We start from the raw sequence: 19,803 nt of genomic DNA, 5'->3' as shown, positions 1-19,803 counted from the left end.
CTGCTCGCGAATGCGGTATCTCAGTCACTATTGTGGCGACTGATTCACCGCATTCGCGAGCAGGCTCGCTCCCACATTTTTTTGTCTTGCGTAAAGGCTCAACCCGCCGAGCGACTGATCCGAATACGCTTGCGCGCACTGCGCGTCAGTCGGATCGACAGCATCAGTGCCGCACAGCTCAGGCCAACGATCAGCCCCTGCCACAAGCCGCTCGGGCCACGTGGTTCACCGAGCCAGTCAGTCAGGCCGAGGGCATAACCCACCGGCAAACCAATGCCCCAGTAGGCGAACAGGGTCAGGATCATGGTCACCCGCGTGTCCTGATAACCGCGCAGTGCGCCGGCAGCGGTTACCTGAATCGCGTCGGAAAACTGGAACAGCGCCGAGTACACAATCAGCATCGCCGCGATGTGAATCACCGTCGGGTCAGCGGTGTAGATCGCCGCAATCGGCTCACGCAGCATCAGCATCATGCTCGCCGACAGGCAGGCGTAGGCCAGCGCGGTGCCCATGCCGACGCCCGCAGCAAATCGTGCCTCGCGCGGTTCTTCACGGCCCAGTGCCTGACCGACGCGTACGGTAACGGCCATGCCCAGCGAGTAGGGAATCATGAACACCAGCGAGCTGACGTTGAGCGCAATCTGGTGCCCGGCCACTACGGTGGCGCCAAGGCTGCCGATCAGCAGGGCGATCACGGCAAAAATGCTCGACTCGGCAAACACGGCGATGCCGATTGGCAGACCAATCGCCAACAGACGCTTGATCACCGCCCATTGCGGCCAATCGAAGCGGCTGAAGATTTCACTCGAACGATACGCTGGCGCCCAGCGTTCATAACCGGCCAGCCCCAGTGCCATCACCCACATCACGATGGCCGTGGCCCATCCGCAGCCAACGCCGCCCATCGCCGGCACACCGAAGTGGCCATAGATGAAGATGTAGTTCAGCGGTATGTTCAGCGCCAGACCGCACAGGCCCAGCACCATGGCCGGGCGGGTACGGCCGATGCCGTCACTGGTGCAGCGCAGCACGTGATAGAACGCCACCGCCGGCAGACCGCTGGCGATACCGTGCAGGTACTGCATGCATGGGCCGATCAGCTCGGGATCGACTTTCATCAGGTGCAGCACCGGTTCGGCGGCCATCAGCATTGCCGTCGCGATCAGTCCGACCACCAGTGCCAGCCACAGCGCCTGCCGTACGAGCGGGCCGATCTCACTGTGGGTCCCGGCGCCAAAACGCTGGGCGACTTTCGGCGTAGTTGCCAGCAGGGTGCCGGTCATCAGCAGAAACACCGGCACCCAGATCGAGTTGCCCAGTGCCACGGCTGCCAGATCCTTTGGCCCGACGCGACCAGCCATCACCGCATCGACGAAGCCCATGGCCGTGGTCGCCAGTTGCGCGATGATGATCGGCAACGCCAAAGCGAGCAGGTTCTTGAACTCCAGGCGAATCCGCGCGGGGCGGGTGAGGGAGACGGCGACAGGTTGATCAGTTACAGAATTCACGGGCAAAACGTCCACAGGTGTTGATGCGCAAGGCGCCGCATTCTACGCCGCTGACGCCTTGGTCAGGAAAAATCCTCTGTTGCGGATTTGTAAGCGCAAAGCTTGCTGGCCCGGCGACCGATCTGCACCTAAACTGCCGATCCGCCAAAGGAGCCCGCCATGCTGATTGTTGCCGACGAAAATATCCCGCTGCTCGATGCCTTTTTTGCCGGTTTCGGCGAGATCCGCCGGGTGTCGGGCCGTTCCATCGACCGTGCGACGGTCGAGCAGGCCGATGTATTACTCGTGCGTTCGGTGACCAACGTCAACCACGCGTTGCTTGAGGGCAGCAAGGTGCGCTTTGTCGGTACCTGCACGATCGGCACCGATCATCTGGATCTCGACTACTTCAATGAGGCCGGCATCACCTGGTCGAGTGCCCCCGGCTGCAATGCCCGGGGCGTGGTCGATTATGTGTTGGGCAGCCTGATGACCCTCGCCGAAATCGAAGGTGTCGATCTCACTCAGCGGACCTACGGTGTCGTCGGCGCCGGTGAGGTGGGGGGGCGCCTGATCGAGGTTCTGAAAGGGTTGGGCTGGAACGTCAAAGTCTGCGATCCGCCGTGTCAGGCTGCCGAGGGCGGCGATTACGTGAGCCTCGAGCAAATCATCGAGCAATGTGACGTGATCAGTTTGCACACACCGCTGACACGCAGCGGCGCTGGTGCGACCTGGCATCTGTTCGATCAGCAGCGTTTGCAGCAACTCAAGCCTGGTGCATGGCTGATCAACGCGGCGCGTGGTCCGGTGGTGGATAACGCCGCGCTGCGCGAAGTGCTGCTGGAGCGTGAAGACCTGCAGGCCGTTCTCGATGTCTGGGAGGCCGAGCCCGAGGTTGACGTGGCACTGGCCGAACTCTGCGTGCTGGCCACCCCGCACATTGCCGGTTACAGCCTTGACGGTAAACAGCGCGGAACGGCGCAGATTTATCAGGCTTACTGCGCATTCATCGGCCAGCCATCAAGCATTCAACTCAGTGAGCTGCTACCAGCGCCGTGGTTGTCGCAAGTGACCTTGCATGGCGACAGCGATCCGGCCTGGGCGCTGGCGATGTTGTGCCGTGGCGTGTACGACCCGCGCCGTGATGATGCGGATTTTCGCCGCAGCCTTGTAGGTAATGTCGGTGAGCAGCGCGCGGCGTTCGATGTGTTGCGCAAGCAGTATCCGGTGCGGCGCGAGATTGAAGGGTTGAAGGTGCGGATTGAAGGGGAGTCGCCGGCGTTGCGGCAGATTGTGGCTGCACTCGGGGCGGTGGCTGTTTAGAGACCGAGATGGATTCATCGCTGGCAAGCCAGCTCCCACAGGTTTCTCGGGTGTACTCAAGTTTTGAGTACGACGAAAATTTTGTGGGAGCTGGCTTGCCAGCGATTGTTTCAACACGAATTTTAATTGTTTAGGCAGAAAAAACCCGGCCAAAGGGGCCGGGTCAGGAAGACGGTGGCTATATCACTTTTGTTCGGCAGGCTTGACCAATCGCTTGTCCAGCTCGCGGCACGCGTCCTGGATCATGTCTTCAGTGATCGGTACTTCACGCCCATCCTTATCGATAATCGAGCAACCCAGAGGTTGGCCGGGCTTGGTGCGGATCACTTCAATCTTGTCTTCGCTGCGGTGTTGCAAGGACATGGCCTGTCTCCTCATCAGGTTGTTTACCCAGATTAAAACCGCCACGTGACCAGGCTGTGACAGCGCCTTTCGATCCGTCATGAGCGGCCATTCCAGTCCAACAGAAATGACCGTTCGTCTCAACCTTGACGTTAGACCGATAGCAACTATGGCCTAGTCTTTGGGGGCATATTTAACCTGACTCATTGTGATTTACAGAGTTCCACCCCAAAGAAGGTTTACGCTAGCCCTTTCATCAACACGGATGTGTACCTGAATGACCCCGAAGCTTTCTTCACGACACCGTCGCGCGCTGCGTCTGACCAGTCGATTTCTGGCCCCTTACCGCTGGCAAGTGATCGCTGCGCTGCTGGCGTTGATCGTCACCGCCGCCGTCACGTTGTCGATGGGGCAGGGGATCAAGCTGTTGGTCGACCGGGGCTTCATGACTCAGTCGCCGCATCAGCTCAACCAGAGCATCGGCATCTTCATGCTGATGGTGCTGGGGCTGGCGGTCGGTACGTTTGCCCGGTTCTACTGGGTGTCGTGGATCGGCGAGCGCTGCGTGGCCGACATCCGCCGTGAGGTGTTCAACCATCTGGTTTATCTGCATCCCGGCTTCTATGAGAACAACCGCAGCTCGGAGATCCAGTCGCGGCTGACCGCCGACACGACGCTGCTGCAATCGGTGATCGGCTCGTCGCTGTCGATGTTCCTGCGCAACCTGTTGATGGTGATTGGCGGTGTCATCCTGCTGTTTGTCACCAATGCCAAACTCACCAGCATCGTGGTGATTGCCTTGCCGTTCGTGGTCGCGCCGATCCTGATTTTCGGCCGGCGCGTGCGCAATCTGTCACGGCTGAGCCAGGATCGGGTCGCCGATATCGGTAGCTACGTGTCGGAAACCCTCGGCCAGATCAAAACCGTGCAGGCCTACAACCACCAGGTCCAGGATGAGCGCCGTTTTGCGACAACGGTCGAAGACGCGTTCGACACCGCACGCAAACGCATCTTTCAGCGCTCATGGATGATCACCCTGGTGATCGTGCTGGTGCTCGGCGCGGTGGCAGTGATGTTGTGGGTCGGTGGCATGGACGTGATCGCCGGGCGCATCACCGGGGGCGAACTGGCGGCGTTTGTCTTTTACAGCCTGATCGTCGGCAGTGCCATTGGCACCTTGAGCGAAGTGATTGGCGAACTGCAGCGCGCGGCCGGGGCCGCCGAGCGCATCGCTGAATTGTTGGGCTCGGAAAATATCATCCAGCCGCCGGTCACCGGGCTGGTGACCTTGCCGGAGCGCGTGCGGGGTGAATTGCAATTGCAAGACGTGCGTTTTTCCTACCCTTCGCGTCCTGAAAACTACGCGGTCAATGGCTTGAATCTGACCATTCGCGCCGGCGAGACGCTGGCGCTGGTGGGGCCGTCCGGCGCCGGCAAGTCCACGGTGTATGACTTGCTGTTGCGCTTTTATGACCCGCTGGAAGGACAGATCCTCATCGATGGTGTGCCGCTGACCAGCCTCGATCCGCTGGACCTGCGTCGTCACTTTGCTCTGGTATCACAATCGCCGGCGCTGTTTTTCGGCAGTGTTGAAGAGAACATTCGTTACGGCAATCCGGGGGCGACGCTTGCGCAAGTCAAGGACGCGGCAAAAATTGCTCACGCCCACGACTTCATCGAAAAAATGCCCAACGGTTACCAGACCCATCTCGGCGACGGTGGTCTCGGTCTTTCCGGTGGTCAGCGTCAACGTCTGGCGATCGCCCGGGCGTTGCTGGTCGACGCGCCGATCCTGCTGCTGGACGAAGCCACCAGTGCCCTTGATGCGCAGAGTGAGCATCTGATTCAGGAAGCGCTGCCGAGCCTGATGCAGAACCGTACCACGCTGGTGATCGCGCATCGACTGGCCACGGTGAAAAACGCTGACCGGATTGCGGTGATGGATCAGGGCAAGCTTGTGGCCATTGGTACCCATCAGGAACTGATTGCCAGCAATCCGCTGTATGCGCGGTTGGCGGCGTTGCAGTTCAATGATGGTCACGCGGTGGCTGTGTAGGAGCTGCCGGAGGCTGCGATCTTTTGATGTAAAAATGCCCGCATGAAAATGCGGGCATTTTTGTTTGAATCAGAATCAAAAGATCGTCCGAACGCGGCCCGAACCTTCGGCAGCTCCTACTTAACCGGCGTTACCGGTTACTGATCATCAAAATACCGCTCATGCCAATCCACCAGCGGCTGTGGCGAGTTGAGCTTCTGGCCGTAGATCACCGAGTACGACAGCACGTTCTGCACGTACTGACGGGTTTCGTCGAAGGGGATGCTTTCCACCCAGACGTCGAAGCTCAGGTGATCGGCGCCACGCAGCCATTGACGCACGCGTCCCGGGCCGGCGTTGTAGGCGGCGGAGGCGAGAACGCGGTTGCCGTTGAACTGGCTGTGCACCTGGCTCAGGTAAGCGGCGCCGAGCTGGATGTTCTTGTCCGGATCGAGCACCTGCTGCGGTGAAGCCAACGGGATGCTGAACTTGCGTGCGGTTTCCTTGGCGGTGCCGGGCATCAATTGCATCAGGCCACTGGCGCCGACGCCGGAGCGGGCGTCGTCCATGAAGGCACTTTCCTGGCGAGTAATGGCAAACACCCAGCTCGAATGCAGGCCACGCACCTTGGCTTCACGCACGAGCGTATCGCGATGGGCCATCGGGAAGCGGATATCCAGATCGTCCCAGTACTGCGCCTGACTGATGGTGCGAATGGCCGGGAAGTACCATTTCAGGTCGTAAGCGAGTTTGGCCTGGGCAACCATTTCATCGCGATTGAAATGGCGGCTGACGTGATACCACTCGCGGCGACCGTCGACGATCTGCCCACGGGCATGGAATTCCAGCGCGCGGCGCACGCCCGGCGTGTTGCGCACTTTGTTGATCAGCGCTTGGCTCAGCATCAATGGCTTGTTGTTCAGCGAGTAAGGCGATTGCGAGCGATCGGCGGCGAGGAAACCGTAGAAATCGCGCTCGCGGGCGAGGTTTTTGTACAGGGTTTGCGCTTGCGGGTTCTGCGGCTGGGCCAGTTCAAGGCTACGCGCCTGCCAGTAGCGCCAGCGGTTGGTGGTGGCCAGGTCTTGCGGGAGACGCTTGGTCAGTTCGTATGCGTCGTCCCAGCGAGCGAGGCGCAGCAATAGGCGCAAACGCCATTCCGAGACGGTGTTGTCGCGCAACTCCGGGTCGTATTTGGTCATCACGTCCAGCGCGCGGCTGTCGAAACGGCGAGCGAGGGTCAGACCGATTTCCCGGGCAATCGCGACTTTTTCATCGCGGGAGAAATGCATGCTGCTGGCATAACCGTCGAGCAACGCCATGGCCTTGTCCGGATCCTGACGGGCCAGTCGGCGCAAGCCGAGGCTGACCACATCGGCCATCGGCTCATCGGCCGGGGAGAAGCGCGAAGGCTGATTGAGCAGCTCCGGTTTCTGTGCCACATCCACCAGTAAACGGCCGCGCGGGGCGAGGGTGGTCAGGCCGTTGACCAGACTGTTGGCCAGTGGATAGTTGCGTGCCTGGGCGGCGAGCTTGGTGCGCTCCCAGCGTTTCTGTTCGGTGAGCTGGCCGTCGGCGGCCCAGATGCCGAACAGCGCGTCACATGCCGCAGGTTGCGATTTTCCGGTTAGCCAGAGCTTGTCGGCGTTGGCGTAACCCTCGGCTTTCTTTCCGTGAGTGATCTGGTATTGCGCATTGAGGCAATCCAGTTCGGTGAAGTTGAGTTTCGGGTCGTAATATTTGACGAAGGTTGCCCAGTCGCCACGGTCGGCGAGCCAACGCAACCAGCGCAGTTTCATCCAGTTGGCCTGGGGCAGGTCACCGTGTTCGGCGAGGAACTTCTCGATTTCCGCGTTGCTCGCGGTTTTCAGCCGCGCGGTGAGTTCGTCGTAGGCCAGGTACGGTTCCAGCGGGTAATCGGCCAAGGCCTGGCTGTAACGGAAATACGGGCCGGTATCGCCTTTGGCCAGGGCGCGCTTGGCTTCATCGTAATACTGGCGTTGGGTGGACAGGTCCACCGCCTGGGCGGATTGAGCGGCAGCGGCGGTAAGTAGCAAACAGGACAAGACACTGAAAAGGCGACTGCGCATGAGACATCCGGGCAGAGAAATCATGACAAGTGCCGACATCAATCAGCACTGAATTGTCTGTAGCTTAGCCTTTTGCCAGCAAGCGGCGAAAGCTTTGCGGGCCTCGCAGCACAAGTTCGCAACAAATGTTGTGCAGAGTGCTTCGACAGACAAATTGCCGGCCTGTTGAAGCCCTAACTCAGGTAGAATGCGCGCCCGGTTTTTGGAGAAGCTCATGACCCTGCTCAAATTCAGCGATGTGTCCCTTGCGTTCGGCGCTATGCCGTTGTTGGACAAGGTGTCCTGGCAGATCGCCCGTGGTGAGCGGGTGTGCATCATCGGCCGCAACGGCACTGGCAAGTCCAGCATGATGAAACTGGTCAAGGGCGACCAGAAGCCCGATGACGGCTCGGTGTGGCGTGCCCCCGGTCTGAAAATCGGCGAATTGCCGCAAGAACTGCCGGTGGCCGACGAGCGGACCGTGTTCGACGTGGTGGCTGAAGGCCTCGACGGCGTCGGTGCCTTGCTCGCCGAATACCATCACCTGAGCCAGAACATCGTCACCGATGCCGATCTGGACAAGCTGATGCACGTTCAGCACGACCTCGAAGCCCGTGACGGCTGGCGCTTGCAGACCCTCGTCGACAGCACTCTGAGCCGTCTGCAACTGCCGGCAGACAAGACCCTCGCCGAACTGTCCGGCGGCTGGCGTCGTCGCGTCCTGCTGGCGCAGGCGCTGGTGTCAGAGCCGGATCTGCTGCTGCTCGACGAACCGACCAACCACCTGGACATCGGTGCAATTGCCTGGCTCGAAGAAGCCCTGAAAGATTTCCAGGGCGCCGTGCTGTTCATCACGCACGACCGTTCTTTCCTGCAAAACCTGGCCACGCGCATCCTTGAGCTGGATCGCGGCGGCCTGATCGACTGGAACGGCGACTACGCCAGTTTCCTTGTGCACAAAGAAGCCGCGCTGGCCGCTGAAGAGACCGCCAACGCGCTGTTCGACAAGCGTCTGGCCCAGGAAGAAGTGTGGATCCGCCAGGGCATCAAGGCACGTCGTACCCGTAACGAGGGCCGCGTCCGCGCCCTGAAAGCCCTGCGCGTTGAGCGCAGCGAGCGTCGCGAGCGCACCGGCAAGGCCAACATTCAGCTGGAAACCGCTGACAAGTCCGGCAAGCAGGTGATGGTCCTCGAAAATGTCAGCTTTGCGCATCCGGGCGGGCCGTTCCTGATCAAGGACTTCTCGATGGTCCTGCAGCGAGGCGACCGTATCGGCCTGCTTGGCGCCAACGGTACCGGCAAGACCACCCTGCTGAAACTGATGCTCAGCGGTCTGCAACCGACCAGCGGCAAAGTGGAAGAGGGCACGCGGATCGACGTGGCGTACTTCGACCAGTTGCGCCATCAGCTGGATCTGGAAAAGACCGTGATCGACAACGTCGCCGAAGGTCGCGATTTCATCGATATCGATGGTCAGAGCCGTCACGTGCTGAGTTACCTCGGCGACTTCCTGTTCAGCCCGCAGCGTGCTCGTACGCCGGTCAAGGCGCTGTCGGGTGGTGAGCGGGCGCGTCTGTTGCTGGCCAAGCTGTTCAGCAAGCCGGCGAACCTGCTGGTCCTCGACGAACCGACCAACGACCTCGACGTGGAAACCCTCGAGCTGCTCGAAGAAGTGCTGCTGACCTTCAACGGCACCGTGCTGATGGTCAGTCACGACCGGGCATTCCTCGACAACGTGGTCACCAGCACCCTGGTCTTCGAAGGTGAAGGCAAGGTGCGTGAATACGTCGGCGGCTATCAGGACTGGATCCGTCAGGGCGGCTCGCCGCGCCTGTTGGGCGTGACTGAAAGCAAATCGGGCAAGGCTGACCTGAATTCGGCGGTAGTCACCGCTGAGCCTGCTGTGGTTGCTGCGCCTGCCGCTGCAGCCCCGGCGGCCAGGAAAAAGCTGAGTTACAAGCTGCAGCGTGAGCTGGAAGCGTTGCCGGGCGATATCGACGCCAAGGAACAGCAGATCGCTGCGGTAGAAGCCGAAATGGCTGAAGGCGGTTTCTATCAGCGACCGCCGGCAGAAACGGCCAAGGTGATTGCTTCGCTGGAGCAGTTGCAGGCTGAGCTGGATGCGCTGGTGGAGCGTTGGGCCGAGCTGGATGCCTGATTGATCCGGTAACAAAAAAGCCCGGCCTCATTTGCGTGAGGCCGGGCTTTTTGCAGGAGCTGCCGGAGGATCAGCGTTTGACCAGGTGTACCGCCAATACATCGCATGGTGCACCGTGGAGTACGTCGTTGGCGGTCGAGCCGAGCAACAGTGCCAGACCATGACGGCCATGGCTGCCGACCACGATCAGATCGCACGTGTTTTCCTTGGCGAAATGATGAATTTCCTGGCGTGGCTGGCCATAGGTCAGGTGGCAGTTGGCACCTTCAAGTTCTGCATATTTGGCTTTCAAGCGCTCAAGTCGCTCCTTGGCCTGATCAAACTGCTGTTGTTGCAGTTGTGACAGATCCATTGGCACGTCACCGCCGAACGCCATGGCCATCGGCTCAACGATGTGCACCAGCGATAGCTTGGCGCCATTGCTCACCGACAGCTCTCGGGCGCGGTGAATCACAGGGTCGCACTCTTCGGTCAGGTCTACGGCGACCAGGATGTGGTGGTAGGGCATGAGGTGCTCCTCGTGAGGTTTCAATATTGTTAAGTATGGCTGGTTTCAGGCGCATTGGTTCCAAAGTGACAGAATGCGCTCATCAAGAATTGGGAATAGAGATATGACGGTCTGGTTAGTGGTGTCAATCCTGCTGGTGGTTTTAAGTCCGCTGGCGTGGTTGCGCCCATCGCGCGCGCAAAGCGGTCGCATCGCCCTGCGCATGGAAGCTCGACGCATGGGGCTGGCCATGCAACTGGCGCCTCAGGAATGGCCGCACTGGCTGGCGCAGGAGCCGCCCAATCCGTGTGCGCAGTATCATCGGCCGCGCCGGGGCAAAGAGCCTGCGTGCTGGACTTACTGGCAGAAAACACCGGGTGTGTGGGTCAATCAGTGGCAGGAAGTCTGTGAGGACCGTGCGCTGCTCAATCATTTCGAAAAGTTGCCGGGCAACGTTTTCAAAGTCGAGGCAGACAAACAGATGATCGCCTTGTATTGGGGCGAGAAGGGCGAAGCCTCGGTTTTGCAGGACATTGACGCCACTCTGAAAGCACTGGCGTGAGGCGCGGACTTTTCCCACTGCAACGGTGGGGAACGTCCGGCAGACGCGCAATAAAAAGCCCGACATGATTCGTCGGGCGGGGTGGCCAGGCAGGCCGGAAACTTCTTTTTGATGCTGACAGGGTCAGCATATCTCTCCGTAGTCCACCCAGCGTAGCCCTTTAAACAAGGGCCGCCGCGAATTAGGGCGACTTTTCTAACTATTGATTCTATGAATGGCTTCACATGCAGACGCGTGTTGCGGGTCTTCGTCTTACAGAAATGACCGCAAAGTCGCATTTCAACCCGTATTTTGGGCGATTGACAATTGTCGGAAATTCCGTGAAGGTGACGTACCCAAATCAAACGGGCGTATGAATTGAGCGTTTGTCTTACAGACTGCTCCTACAGAATCCCGACTATCGCGTTGGCGGGTGTGCCGGGTGGATTGGCGTTAGCATCGACGAAAAAGCGTCCTGCCGAGCCATTCGCCTGCGTCCGACGTGTACTGTTCAGCTTCCATATCGTGGAGATCAGTTGATGATTTACGAAGGTAAAGCCATCACGGTTAAAGCTCTTGAAAGTGGCATCGTCGAATTGAAATTCGACCTCAAGGGTGAGTCCGTCAACAAGTTCAACCGTCTAACCCTGAACGAACTGCGTCAGGCCGTAGACACCATCAAGGCAGATGCTTCGATCAAGGGCGTGATCGTCAGCAGTGGCAAGGACGTGTTCATCGTCGGCGCCGACATCACCGAATTTGTCGACAACTTCAAGCTGCCGGATGCCGAGCTGGTTGCTGGCAATCTCGAAGCCAACAAGATCTTCAGCGATTTCGAAGACCTCAACGTTCCGACCGTAGCGGCCATCAACGGCATCGCGCTGGGCGGCGGTCTGGAAATGTGCCTGGCGGCTGACTATCGCGTCATGTCGACCAAGGCCAAGATCGGTCTGCCGGAAGTCAAACTGGGCATCTACCCAGGCTTCGGCGGCACCGTGCGTCTGCCGCGTCTGATCGGTGTCGACAACGCCATCGAGTGGATTGCCGCCGGCAAGGAAAACCGCCCTGAAGACGCTCTGAAAGTCAGCGCCGTCGATGCCGTGGTTGCTCCTGAGAAACTGCAGGAAGCTGCCCTTGAGCTGATCAAGCGCGCCATCTCCGGCGAGTTCGATTTCAAGGCCAAGCGTCAGCCGAAACTTGAAAAACTCAAGTTGAACGCCATTGAGCAAATGATGGCTTTCGAAACCGCCAAAGGTTTTGTCGCCGGTCAAGCTGGCCCGAACTACCCGGCGCCGGTTGAAGCGATCAAGACCATCCAGAAAGCCGCGAACTTCGGTCGTGACAAAGCGCTGGAAGTCGAAGCCGCCGGTTTCGTCAAACTGGCAAAGACCTCTGCCGCGCAGAGCTTGATCGGTCTGTTCCTGAACGATCAGGAGCTGAAGAAAAAGGCCAAGGCCTACGACGAAATCGCCAAAGACGTGAAGCAGGCCGCTGTACTCGGCGCGGGCATCATGGGTGGCGGTATCGCCTATCAGTCGGCTTCCAAAGGTACGCCGATCCTGATGAAGGACATCAACGAGCACGGTATCGAGCAGGGTCTGGCCGAAGCCGCCAAACTGCTGGTTGGCCGCGTTGATAAAGGTCGCATGACCGCTGCGAAAATGGCTGAAGTGCTCAACGCCATTCGTCCAACCCTGTCCTACGGCGACTTCGGTCACGTCGATCTGGTGGTCGAAGCTGTGGTCGAGAACCCGAAGGTCAAGCAAGCCGTACTGGCTGAAGTTGAAGCTCAGGTCAAAGAGGACACCATCCTCGCGTCCAACACCTCTACCATTTCCATCAGCCTGCTGGCGAAAGCCCTCAAGCGTCCGGAAAACTTCGTCGGCATGCACTTCTTCAACCCGGTGCACATGATGCCGCTGGTGGAAGTGATCCGTGGCGAGAAGTCCAGCGAACTGGCTGTTGCCACCACCGTTGCCTACGCCAAGAAAATGGGCAAGAACCCGATCGTGGTCAATGACTGCCCGGGCTTCCTCGTTAACCGTGTACTGTTCCCGTACTTCGGCGGTTTCGCCAAGCTGGTCAGCGCCGGTGTGGACTTTGTCCGTATCGATAAGGTCATGGAAAAATTCGGCTGGCCGATGGGCCCGGCCTACCTGATGGACGTGGTCGGCATCGACACCGGTCACCACGGTCGTGACGTCATGGCTGAAGGTTTCCCGGACCGCATGAAGGATGACCGTCGTTCGGCCATCGACGTGCTGTACGAAGCCAAGCGCCTGGGCCAGAAGAACGGCAAGGGCTTCTACGCCTACGAGGCCGACAAGAAAGGCAAGCAGAAGAAAGTTGCCGATCCATCGGTGCTGGAAGTGCTCAAGCCGATCGTTTACGAGCAGCGCGAAGTCACTGACGAAGACATCATCAACTGGATGATGATCCCGCTGTGCCTGGAAACCGTGCGTTGCCTGGAAGACGGCATCGTTGAAACCGCCGCCGAAGCCGACATGGGTCTGGTCTACGGTATCGGTTTCCCTCCATTCCGTGGCGGTGCGCTGCGCTACATCGATTCGATCGGTGTTGCCGAGTTCGTTGCCCTGGCTGACCAGTACGCTGATTTGGGCGCGCTGTACCACCCGACCGCGAAGCTGCGCGAAATGGCCAAAAACGGCCAGAGCTTCTTCGGTTAAGCGCCCCCAACTAGAGTGAGAGTGAACTTATGAGCTTGAATCCTAGAGACGTCGTGATTGTCGACTTCGGTCGTACTCCGATGGGCCGCTCCAAGGGCGGCATGCACCGCAACACCCGCGCCGAAGACATGTCGGCGCACCTGATCAGCAAATTGCTGGAACGCAACGCCAAGGTCGATCCGGCAGAAGTCGAGGACGTGATCTGGGGCTGCGTCAACCAGACCCTGGAGCAGGGCTGGAACATCGCGCGCATGGCGTCGCTGATGACCCAGATCCCGCACACCTCGGCCGGTCAGACCGTCAGCCGTCTGTGCGGCTCGTCGATGAGCGCGCTGCACACCGCTGCGCAAGCGATCATGACCGGCAACGGTGACGTGTTCGTGGTTGGCGGCGTCGAGCATATGGGCCACGTGAGCATGATGCACGGTGTCGATCCGAACCCGCACATGTCGCTGTACGCGGCAAAAGCCTCGGGCATGATGGGCCTGACCGCAGAAATGCTCGGCAAAATGCACGGCATCACTCGCGAACAACAGGACGCTTTCGGCGTGCGTTCCCACCAGTTGGCCCACAAGGCAACCGTGGAAGGCAAGTTCAAAGACGAAATCATCCCGATGCAGGGCTACGACGAGAACGGTTTCCTGAAACTGTTCGACTACGACGAAACCATTCGTCCGGAAACCACCCTGGAAAGTCTGGCGGCCCTCAAGCCTGCCTTCAATCCAAAGGGCGGCACCGTGACTGCCGGTACTTCGTCGCAGATCACCGATGGTGCTTCGTGCATGATCGTGATGTCGGCGCAGCGTGCACAGGATCTGGGTATCCAGCCAATGGCGGTTATCCGTTCGATGGCAGTGGCGGGTGTGGATCCGGCGATCATGGGCTATGGTCCAGTTCCGGCAACACAAAAAGCCCTGAAGCGTGCGGGCCTTGGCATCAACGATATCGACTTCTTCGAACTCAACGAAGCTTTCGCTGCACAGGCCCTGCCAGTGCTGAAAGATCTGAAAGTGCTCGACAAGATGAACGAGAAGGTTAACCTGCACGGCGGTGCAATCGCCCTGGGTCACCCGTTCGGTTGCTCCGGTGCCCGTATTTCCGGCACCTTGCTGAACGTGATGAAGCAGAATAGCGGCACCTTCGGGGTGGCCACTATGTGCATTGGTCTCGGCCAAGGCATCTCCACCGTCTTCGAACGCGTTTAAGCGTCTCGTCGATGGAAGCCGGGGCCAAGTGCCCCGGTTTTTGTTTTTGAGGATTTATTTTGTTTTTATTTTTGAAAAAATTTGAGTGAGGGCCGAAGCATGCCGATACAACCTGGGCTCTACCAACATTACAAAGGTCCGCAGTACCGCGTATTCAGTGTTGCGCGGCATTCCGAGACCGAAGAAGAAGTGGTCTTTTACCAAGCCCTGTATGGCGATTACGGCTTTTGGGTGCGCCCTCTGAGCATGTTTCTCGAGTCAGTCGAGGTTGACGGCGAGCAGGTGCCACGCTTTGCTTTGGTGCAAGCCGAACCGAGCCTTTTTTCCAAGGCATGAGGCGAGTGCGCACAGAACCCTGTGCTTGACCTCACCTTGTATCAACTATATATAGCGGTGCCGCGTCAGGCGCCAACCGCCTTTCACTTCTAGAATTCAGGAATTTTCTGATCCATGGGCAAATCGCTGGTCATTGTGGAATCCCCGGCTAAGGCCAAGACCATCAACAAGTATCTGGGTAACCAATACGTGGTGAAGTCGAGTATCGGCCATATCCGAGACCTGCCCACCAGCGGTTCGGCTAGCGCCAGCAAAGAGCCAGCCGCCAAGCGCGGCAAGGCTGCCGCGGGCGAAGGTCCGGTGCTCTCGCCGAAAGAGAAAGCGCGCAAGCAGCTCGTTTCGCGTATGGGTGTCGATCCCGATCATGGCTGGAAGGCCCAGTACGAGATCCTTCCGGGTAAAGAGAAGGTCATCGAAGAGCTGCGCCGGCTCGCCAAGGATGCTGACACCATCTATCTCGCAACCGACTTGGATCGCGAGGGGGAAGCCATTGCCTGGCACCTGCGCGAAGCCATCGGTGGTGACGACAGCCGCTACAAGCGCGTGGTGTTCAACGAAATTACCAAGAAAGCGATTCAGGAAGCTTTCTCGGAGCCGGGTGAGCTGGATATCGATCGTGTTAACGCTCAACAGGCGCGTCGCTTCCTCGACCGCGTCGTTGGCTACATGGTCTCGCCACTGTTGTGGGCGAAGATCGCGCGTGGCCTGTCCGCCGGTCGTGTGCAATCGGTTGCCGTGAAGCTGGTCGTTGAGCGTGAGCGCGAAATCCGTGCGTTCAACCCCGAAGAATATTGGGAAGTGCACGCCGATCTCGGCACCACCAAAGGCTCCACGGTGCGTTTTGAAGTGGCCCGCGAGAAAGGCGAAGCCTTCAAACCGCTCAACGAAGCCCAGGCCATGGCCGCGCTGGAGAAGCTCAAGTCTTCCAGCTACAGCATCGTCAAGCGCGAAGACAAGCCGACCAGCAGCAAGCCTTCGGCTCCGTTCATCACGTCCACCCTGCAACAGGCTGCGAGTAACCGCCTGGGCTTCGGCGTGAAGAAAACCATGATGATGGCCCAGCGTCTGTACGAAGCCGGCTACATCACTTATATGCGTACCGACTCGACCAACCTCTCGGCTGATGCCGTGGCGATGGCGCGTACTTACATCGAAGACGAGTTCGGCAAGAAGTACCTGCCGGAAACGCCGAACGTCTACAGCAGCAAGGAAGGCGCACAAGAGGCTCACGAAGCGATTCGTCCGTCCGACGCCAACACCATTCCGAGCAAGCTGGCGGGTATGGAACGTGATGCTGAGCGTCTCTACGAGCTGATCTGGCGCCAGTTCCTCGCTTGCCAGATGCTGCCGGCGCAATACCTCTCGACTACCGTCAGCGTCGGCGCTGGTGACTTCGAGCTGCGCGCCAAAGGCCGTATCCTCAAGTTTGACGGTTACACCCGCGTCATGCCGCAGATTGCCAAGCCGGGTGACGACGACGTTCTGCCCGATATGGCGCAGGGCGACGTGATGAAGCTGATCAAGCTCGATCCATCGCAGCACTTCACCAAACCGCCGGCCCGTTACTCGGAAGCCAGTCTGGTTAAAGAAATGGAAAAACGCGGCATCGGTCGTCCTTCAACGTACGCCGCGATCATTTCGACCATTCAGGATCGCGGTTATGTGACCTTGCACAACCGTCGTTTCTACTCGGAAAAGATGGGCGACATCGTCACCGAGCGCCTCTCGGAAAGCTTCTCCAACCTCATGGACTACGGCTTCACAGCCGGCATGGAAGAGAACCTCGATGACGTGGCGCAAGGTGAGCGCGACTGGAAAAATGTGCTGGACGAGTTCTACGGCGACTTCAAAAAGAAACTCGAAGTGGCCGAAAACCCGGACAGCGGCATGCGTGCCAACCAGCCGGTCATGACCGACATTCCGTGCACCACTTGCGGTCGTCCAATGCAGATCCGTACCGCGTCGACCGGTGTGTTCCTCGGTTGCTCGGGCTACAGCCTGCCGCCGAAAGAACGCTGCAAGGCCACGGTCAACCTGGTGCCGGGTGACGAAATCGCAGCGGACGACGAGGGTGAGTCGGAATCGCTGGTCCTGCGCGGCAAGCATCGCTGCCCGATCTGCAGCACGGCGATGGACGCTTATCTGCTGGACGAGAAGCGCAAGCTGCACATCTGCGGTAACAACCCGGATTGCGCCGGCTACGAAATCGAAGAAGGCAGCTATCGCATCAAGGGCTACGAAGGTCCGAGCCTGGAATGCGACAAGTGCGGCAGCGAGATGCAGCTCAAGACCGGCCGTTTCGGCAAGTTCTTCGGTTGCACCAACCCGACGTGCAAAAATACTCGCAAACTGCTGAAGAGCGGTGACGCGGCGCCGCCGAAGATGGACCCGGTGAAGATGCCTGAGCTGAAATGCGAAAAGGTCAACGACACCTACATCCTGCGTGACGGTGCGTCCGGTCTGTTCCTGGCTGCGAGTCAGTTCCCGAAAAACCGCGAGACCCGTGCTCCGCTGGTGATCGAGATTCTGCCGCACAAGGACGAAATTGATCCGAAGTACCACTTCCTGTGCGAAGCGCCGCAGAAAGATCCTGATGGTCTGCCGGCGGTGATCCGCTACAGCCGCAAGACCAAGGAGCAATACGTACAGACCGAAGTCGACGGCAAGCCTACCGGTTGGAAGGCTTACTACGACGGTGGCAAGTGGACGGTTGAAGACAAGCGTACGAAGGCCAAAGCTGAATAAGCGTTAGCCTGATACTGAAAGGCCGCATGACAACCCACGGGTTTTCATGCGGCCTTTTTGTTTTGTGCTTGCGGTAGGATCGACGGATCCACGACACTGTCCGGCCTGTGTGAAGCAATTATTTCGTTGTGGAGAGCGCCGTCATGGCTCACGAACTCTATACCCGTACCAATCAGAAGATCTATTTCGCCGGCCTGTCGCTCGAAGCCCTGGCTCGCGCTGAAGAAGGGCGGGCGATGAATTCTCTGGCGTTGATTCAGGCTGGTCGAGAATCGGCGTTGTTTCACCTGTACGGCGCTTTGCTCGGTCTCTGTCATGAGATCGCTGGTTTCTATCGTCTGCCGCAGGCCAATGCACCGCGCGCCGAGCTGCTGTTGACCCGCGAAGTCCTGGAGTCGATCGCGATTCCAGAGTTGGCCGAGATGGTCGAGCTGGCGGGTAACTCTGAAACCTGGCTGGCAAAACTGCTGGCCGCGCATTCGGCGCTGTTTCAGCCGCCGCGGGTGCCACACAAGCCCAAAGGAGACGTGACTCAGCCGCTGATTCAGGCGATCAATCTGGATGAAGAAGAATCGCCCGAAGAGTTGAGTCGAGACGAGCTGGAGAGCTGGCGGCAGAATCTGAAAGGCTTGGCGATTCGCTTTCGCGAAGGCTTGAACGAGTGCTGAGTGCGATTGACACGGTGGCAATCTGAAACATGCTGCTGGTCAAGATCCCGAGCGAAGCCTGAATGATGTCTATATAATCCCTGCCTTTCGTGGAGAACAGACCTTTATGCCAACGTCCTTTCTAGAAATTGTCGAGTTACCAGACGGCCGAATCGAGCTGCGCAGGGCTGAGGACGAGGGTTCTTTGGTGACGCTGGATTTCTCCGAGGATGCCAAGGCGTTCCTGCAAGGTCAGCATGTGGAAATCGCCAAGGCGATGCTAAGCGTCGGCGTGCAGATGGCCGGTCGTATGGTCGAAGGCGAGTTTGATAAGGAAGAGGGGCCGCGGGTTCTTCATTGATCCCCTGCCTTTTTATTGTTTGACGTTACTGCTTCAGATCGGCTTCTCTGTCCCTGGAGAAGCCCTGCGCTTCACACAGCGCTTGTTGCCCGTAAATCAACCCAAACGAATATTCAGGCTCTGCGCCTCGCCCGTGCGTGCGGCGCTGATCAGTTGTTGCCGCGAGTTGGTGTTTAACGGGTTGAGCCAGGTCACCACAGTGTGACTGCGACCTAGGCGCAGCGCTTCGCACGCCAGTTGTTGAGCGCTTTGGGCGCCCCGTGGTTGCAGTAGCAGAATACGCTCGCGGTTCAGGCCGGCATCACGCAGCCAGGTTTGGGTCAGGCTGGCTGGTGGTGCGATCAGTGTCAGCCAGCGCGCGTCCTGATCGTCACTGAGTTCACGAAGAATCGGGGCGAGCAGGTTCAGGCAGTTCCCGGCAGCACCACGCAGTGACAGCTCACTGAATACTTCAGGTTCGGCATTCCAGGGGCGTTCGACCACGTCTTTCAGGATCGGCGCCATCGGTTGCGCCAGAAACGCTTCGAATAAAGGCAGTTGTGTTTGCTGGGGGGTGTGTGGGAACTGCATAAAGCCTCCAATTAGCGGCGGATGACGCCGACACTCAAGCCTTCGATCACCAGTTCCTGATCTTTCAGGTCGACTTCGATAGGGGCGAACTCGGGGTTTTCGGCAATCAGCCAGACCTTGCTGCCTTCACGCTTGAAGCGTTTGACCGTCACTTCGTCGCCGATGCGGGCAACGACGACCTGGCCATTACGTGCTTCGCGGGTGGTGTGTACGGCGAGGAGGTCACCGTCGAAAATGCCGATGTCCTTCATGCTCATGCCGTGCACCCGCAGCAGATAGTCGGCGCGCGGATGAAAGAAGGCCGGATTGATGTTGCAGGACTCTTCGATGTGCTGCTGGGCAAGTATCGGCGCGCCGGCAGCGACCCGGCCAATGATCGGCAGGGTGGAATCGTCAGCCTTGGCTTCGAAGCCAGGGATGCGAATGCCGCGAGAGGCGCCGGGGGTCATCTCGATGGCACCTTTTCGGGCCAGAGCCTTGAGATGCTCTTCAGCCGCGTTTGGCGACTTGAAGCCCAGTTCCTGAGCGATTTCCGCACGGGTTGGCGGGTAGCCGTTGTCTTCGAGGCAGCGTTTGATAAAGGCCAGAATCTCGGCTTGGCGTGGCGTCAGCTTTAGCATATTGATCGCTCTGTCTTTTTATACAGTGACTGGGATTATATACAGTGAAGCGCCCTTGGCAATGCCCGTTTTTTTGCACGCCGCCGGACGGTCGACAGGCCGACTTATTAATGCATGGGTCTTGTGTGGTTAAATAGCTGACCGACCATTCCCAAAACGAACCGGCAGGCTTGACAAGGCACAGGCTGAAACG

16 protein-coding genes are annotated in these 19,803 nt (G+C 59.0%); 10 read left to right on the top strand and 6 right to left on the bottom strand.

What is annotated here, in order from left to right; genetic code table 11:
- Positions 1–98 precede the first annotated feature (98 nt).
- The gene (locus M9827_RS21160; protein ID WP_250607000.1) at positions 99–1,508 is read right to left on the bottom strand and encodes an MATE family efflux transporter; all 1,410 of its coding nucleotides are present in this window, start codon (positions 1,506–1,508) and stop codon (positions 99–101) included.
- Positions 1,509–1,667: 159 nt separating this feature from the next.
- Between M9827_RS21160 and pdxB the strand changes: the two genes are divergently transcribed.
- Entirely contained in the window at positions 1,668–2,810 is a 1,143-nt protein-coding gene (gene pdxB, locus M9827_RS21155) for a 4-phosphoerythronate dehydrogenase PdxB (protein ID WP_250606999.1), read from the top strand.
- A gap of 183 nt (positions 2,811–2,993) precedes the next feature.
- Here pdxB and M9827_RS21150 read toward each other — a convergent pair whose 3' ends face one another.
- Complete coding sequence (locus tag M9827_RS21150; RefSeq protein ID WP_250606998.1) at positions 2,994–3,173, bottom strand: PA1571 family protein; 180 nt, start codon at positions 3,171–3,173, stop codon at positions 2,994–2,996.
- 256 nt (positions 3,174–3,429) lie between these two features.
- On the opposite strand from M9827_RS21150, the gene M9827_RS21145 reads away from it, so the two are divergent.
- A complete protein-coding gene (locus M9827_RS21145) occupies positions 3,430–5,208 on the top strand; it encodes an ABC transporter transmembrane domain-containing protein (RefSeq protein ID WP_250606997.1) in 1,779 nt (592 codons plus the stop codon).
- Positions 5,209–5,345: 137 nt separating this feature from the next.
- On the opposite strand, the gene M9827_RS21140 is transcribed toward M9827_RS21145, so the two are convergent.
- Positions 5,346–7,274, bottom strand: coding sequence for a transglycosylase SLT domain-containing protein (locus tag M9827_RS21140; RefSeq protein ID WP_250606996.1), 1,929 nt, complete (start codon positions 7,272–7,274; stop codon positions 5,346–5,348).
- A gap of 214 nt (positions 7,275–7,488) precedes the next feature.
- Here M9827_RS21140 and M9827_RS21135 point away from each other — a divergent pair, with 214 nt between their 5' ends.
- Entirely contained in the window at positions 7,489–9,411 is a 1,923-nt protein-coding gene (locus tag M9827_RS21135) for an ATP-binding cassette domain-containing protein (RefSeq protein ID WP_250606995.1), read from the top strand.
- Between the two features lie 70 nt (positions 9,412–9,481).
- On the opposite strand, the gene M9827_RS21130 is transcribed toward M9827_RS21135, so the two are convergent.
- The gene (locus M9827_RS21130) at positions 9,482–9,919 is read right to left on the bottom strand and encodes a universal stress protein (protein ID WP_250606994.1); all 438 of its coding nucleotides are present in this window, start codon (positions 9,917–9,919) and stop codon (positions 9,482–9,484) included.
- 103 nt (positions 9,920–10,022) lie between these two features.
- On the opposite strand from M9827_RS21130, the gene M9827_RS21125 reads away from it, so the two are divergent.
- The 7 genes from M9827_RS21125 (at position 10,023) to M9827_RS21095 (ending at position 18,420) form a co-directional block, all read left to right on the top strand.
- On the top strand, positions 10,023–10,460 hold the full coding sequence (locus M9827_RS21125) for a hypothetical protein (protein WP_250606993.1): 438 nt from the start codon (positions 10,023–10,025) through the stop codon (positions 10,458–10,460).
- Positions 10,461–10,978: 518 nt separating this feature from the next.
- A complete protein-coding gene (gene fadB / locus M9827_RS21120; protein WP_250606992.1) occupies positions 10,979–13,126 on the top strand; it encodes a fatty acid oxidation complex subunit alpha FadB in 2,148 nt (715 codons plus the stop codon).
- A 29-nt stretch (positions 13,127–13,155) separates the two neighbouring features.
- Complete coding sequence (fadA, locus tag M9827_RS21115; RefSeq protein ID WP_007910465.1) at positions 13,156–14,331, top strand: acetyl-CoA C-acyltransferase FadA; 1,176 nt, start codon at positions 13,156–13,158, stop codon at positions 14,329–14,331.
- A 99-nt stretch (positions 14,332–14,430) separates the two neighbouring features.
- The gene (locus tag M9827_RS21110; RefSeq protein WP_007910467.1) at positions 14,431–14,667 is read left to right on the top strand and encodes a DUF1653 domain-containing protein; all 237 of its coding nucleotides are present in this window, start codon (positions 14,431–14,433) and stop codon (positions 14,665–14,667) included.
- A 114-nt stretch (positions 14,668–14,781) separates the two neighbouring features.
- Positions 14,782–17,412, top strand: a complete 2,631-nt coding sequence (topA, locus tag M9827_RS21105; RefSeq protein ID WP_250606991.1) for a type I DNA topoisomerase — start codon at positions 14,782–14,784, stop codon at positions 17,410–17,412.
- Positions 17,413–17,555: 143 nt separating this feature from the next.
- Positions 17,556–18,080 carry a DUF6586 family protein gene (locus M9827_RS21100; RefSeq protein WP_250606990.1) on the top strand — a complete coding sequence of 175 codons (525 nt, stop codon included), beginning with the start codon at positions 17,556–17,558 and terminating at the stop codon, positions 18,078–18,080.
- Between the two features lie 106 nt (positions 18,081–18,186).
- A complete protein-coding gene (locus tag M9827_RS21095; protein WP_003226592.1) occupies positions 18,187–18,420 on the top strand; it encodes a hypothetical protein in 234 nt (77 codons plus the stop codon).
- 96 nt (positions 18,421–18,516) lie between these two features.
- Here M9827_RS21095 and sulA read toward each other — a convergent pair whose 3' ends face one another.
- The gene (sulA, locus tag M9827_RS21090; RefSeq protein ID WP_250606989.1) at positions 18,517–18,990 is read right to left on the bottom strand and encodes an SOS-induced cell division inhibitor SulA; all 474 of its coding nucleotides are present in this window, start codon (positions 18,988–18,990) and stop codon (positions 18,517–18,519) included.
- An 11-nt stretch (positions 18,991–19,001) separates the two neighbouring features.
- Entirely contained in the window at positions 19,002–19,610 is a 609-nt protein-coding gene (gene lexA, locus M9827_RS21085) for a transcriptional repressor LexA (protein WP_003226590.1), read from the bottom strand.
- Positions 19,611–19,803: the final 193 nt, after the last annotated feature.

The sequence above is a fragment of the Pseudomonas sp. AKS31 genome (genome assembly GCF_023634765.1).
GTDB lineage: Bacteria > Pseudomonadota > Gammaproteobacteria > Pseudomonadales > Pseudomonadaceae > Aquipseudomonas.
Note: the sequence above shows the minus strand (reverse complement) of the source record. Positions and strands in the feature narration are given on the sequence as shown.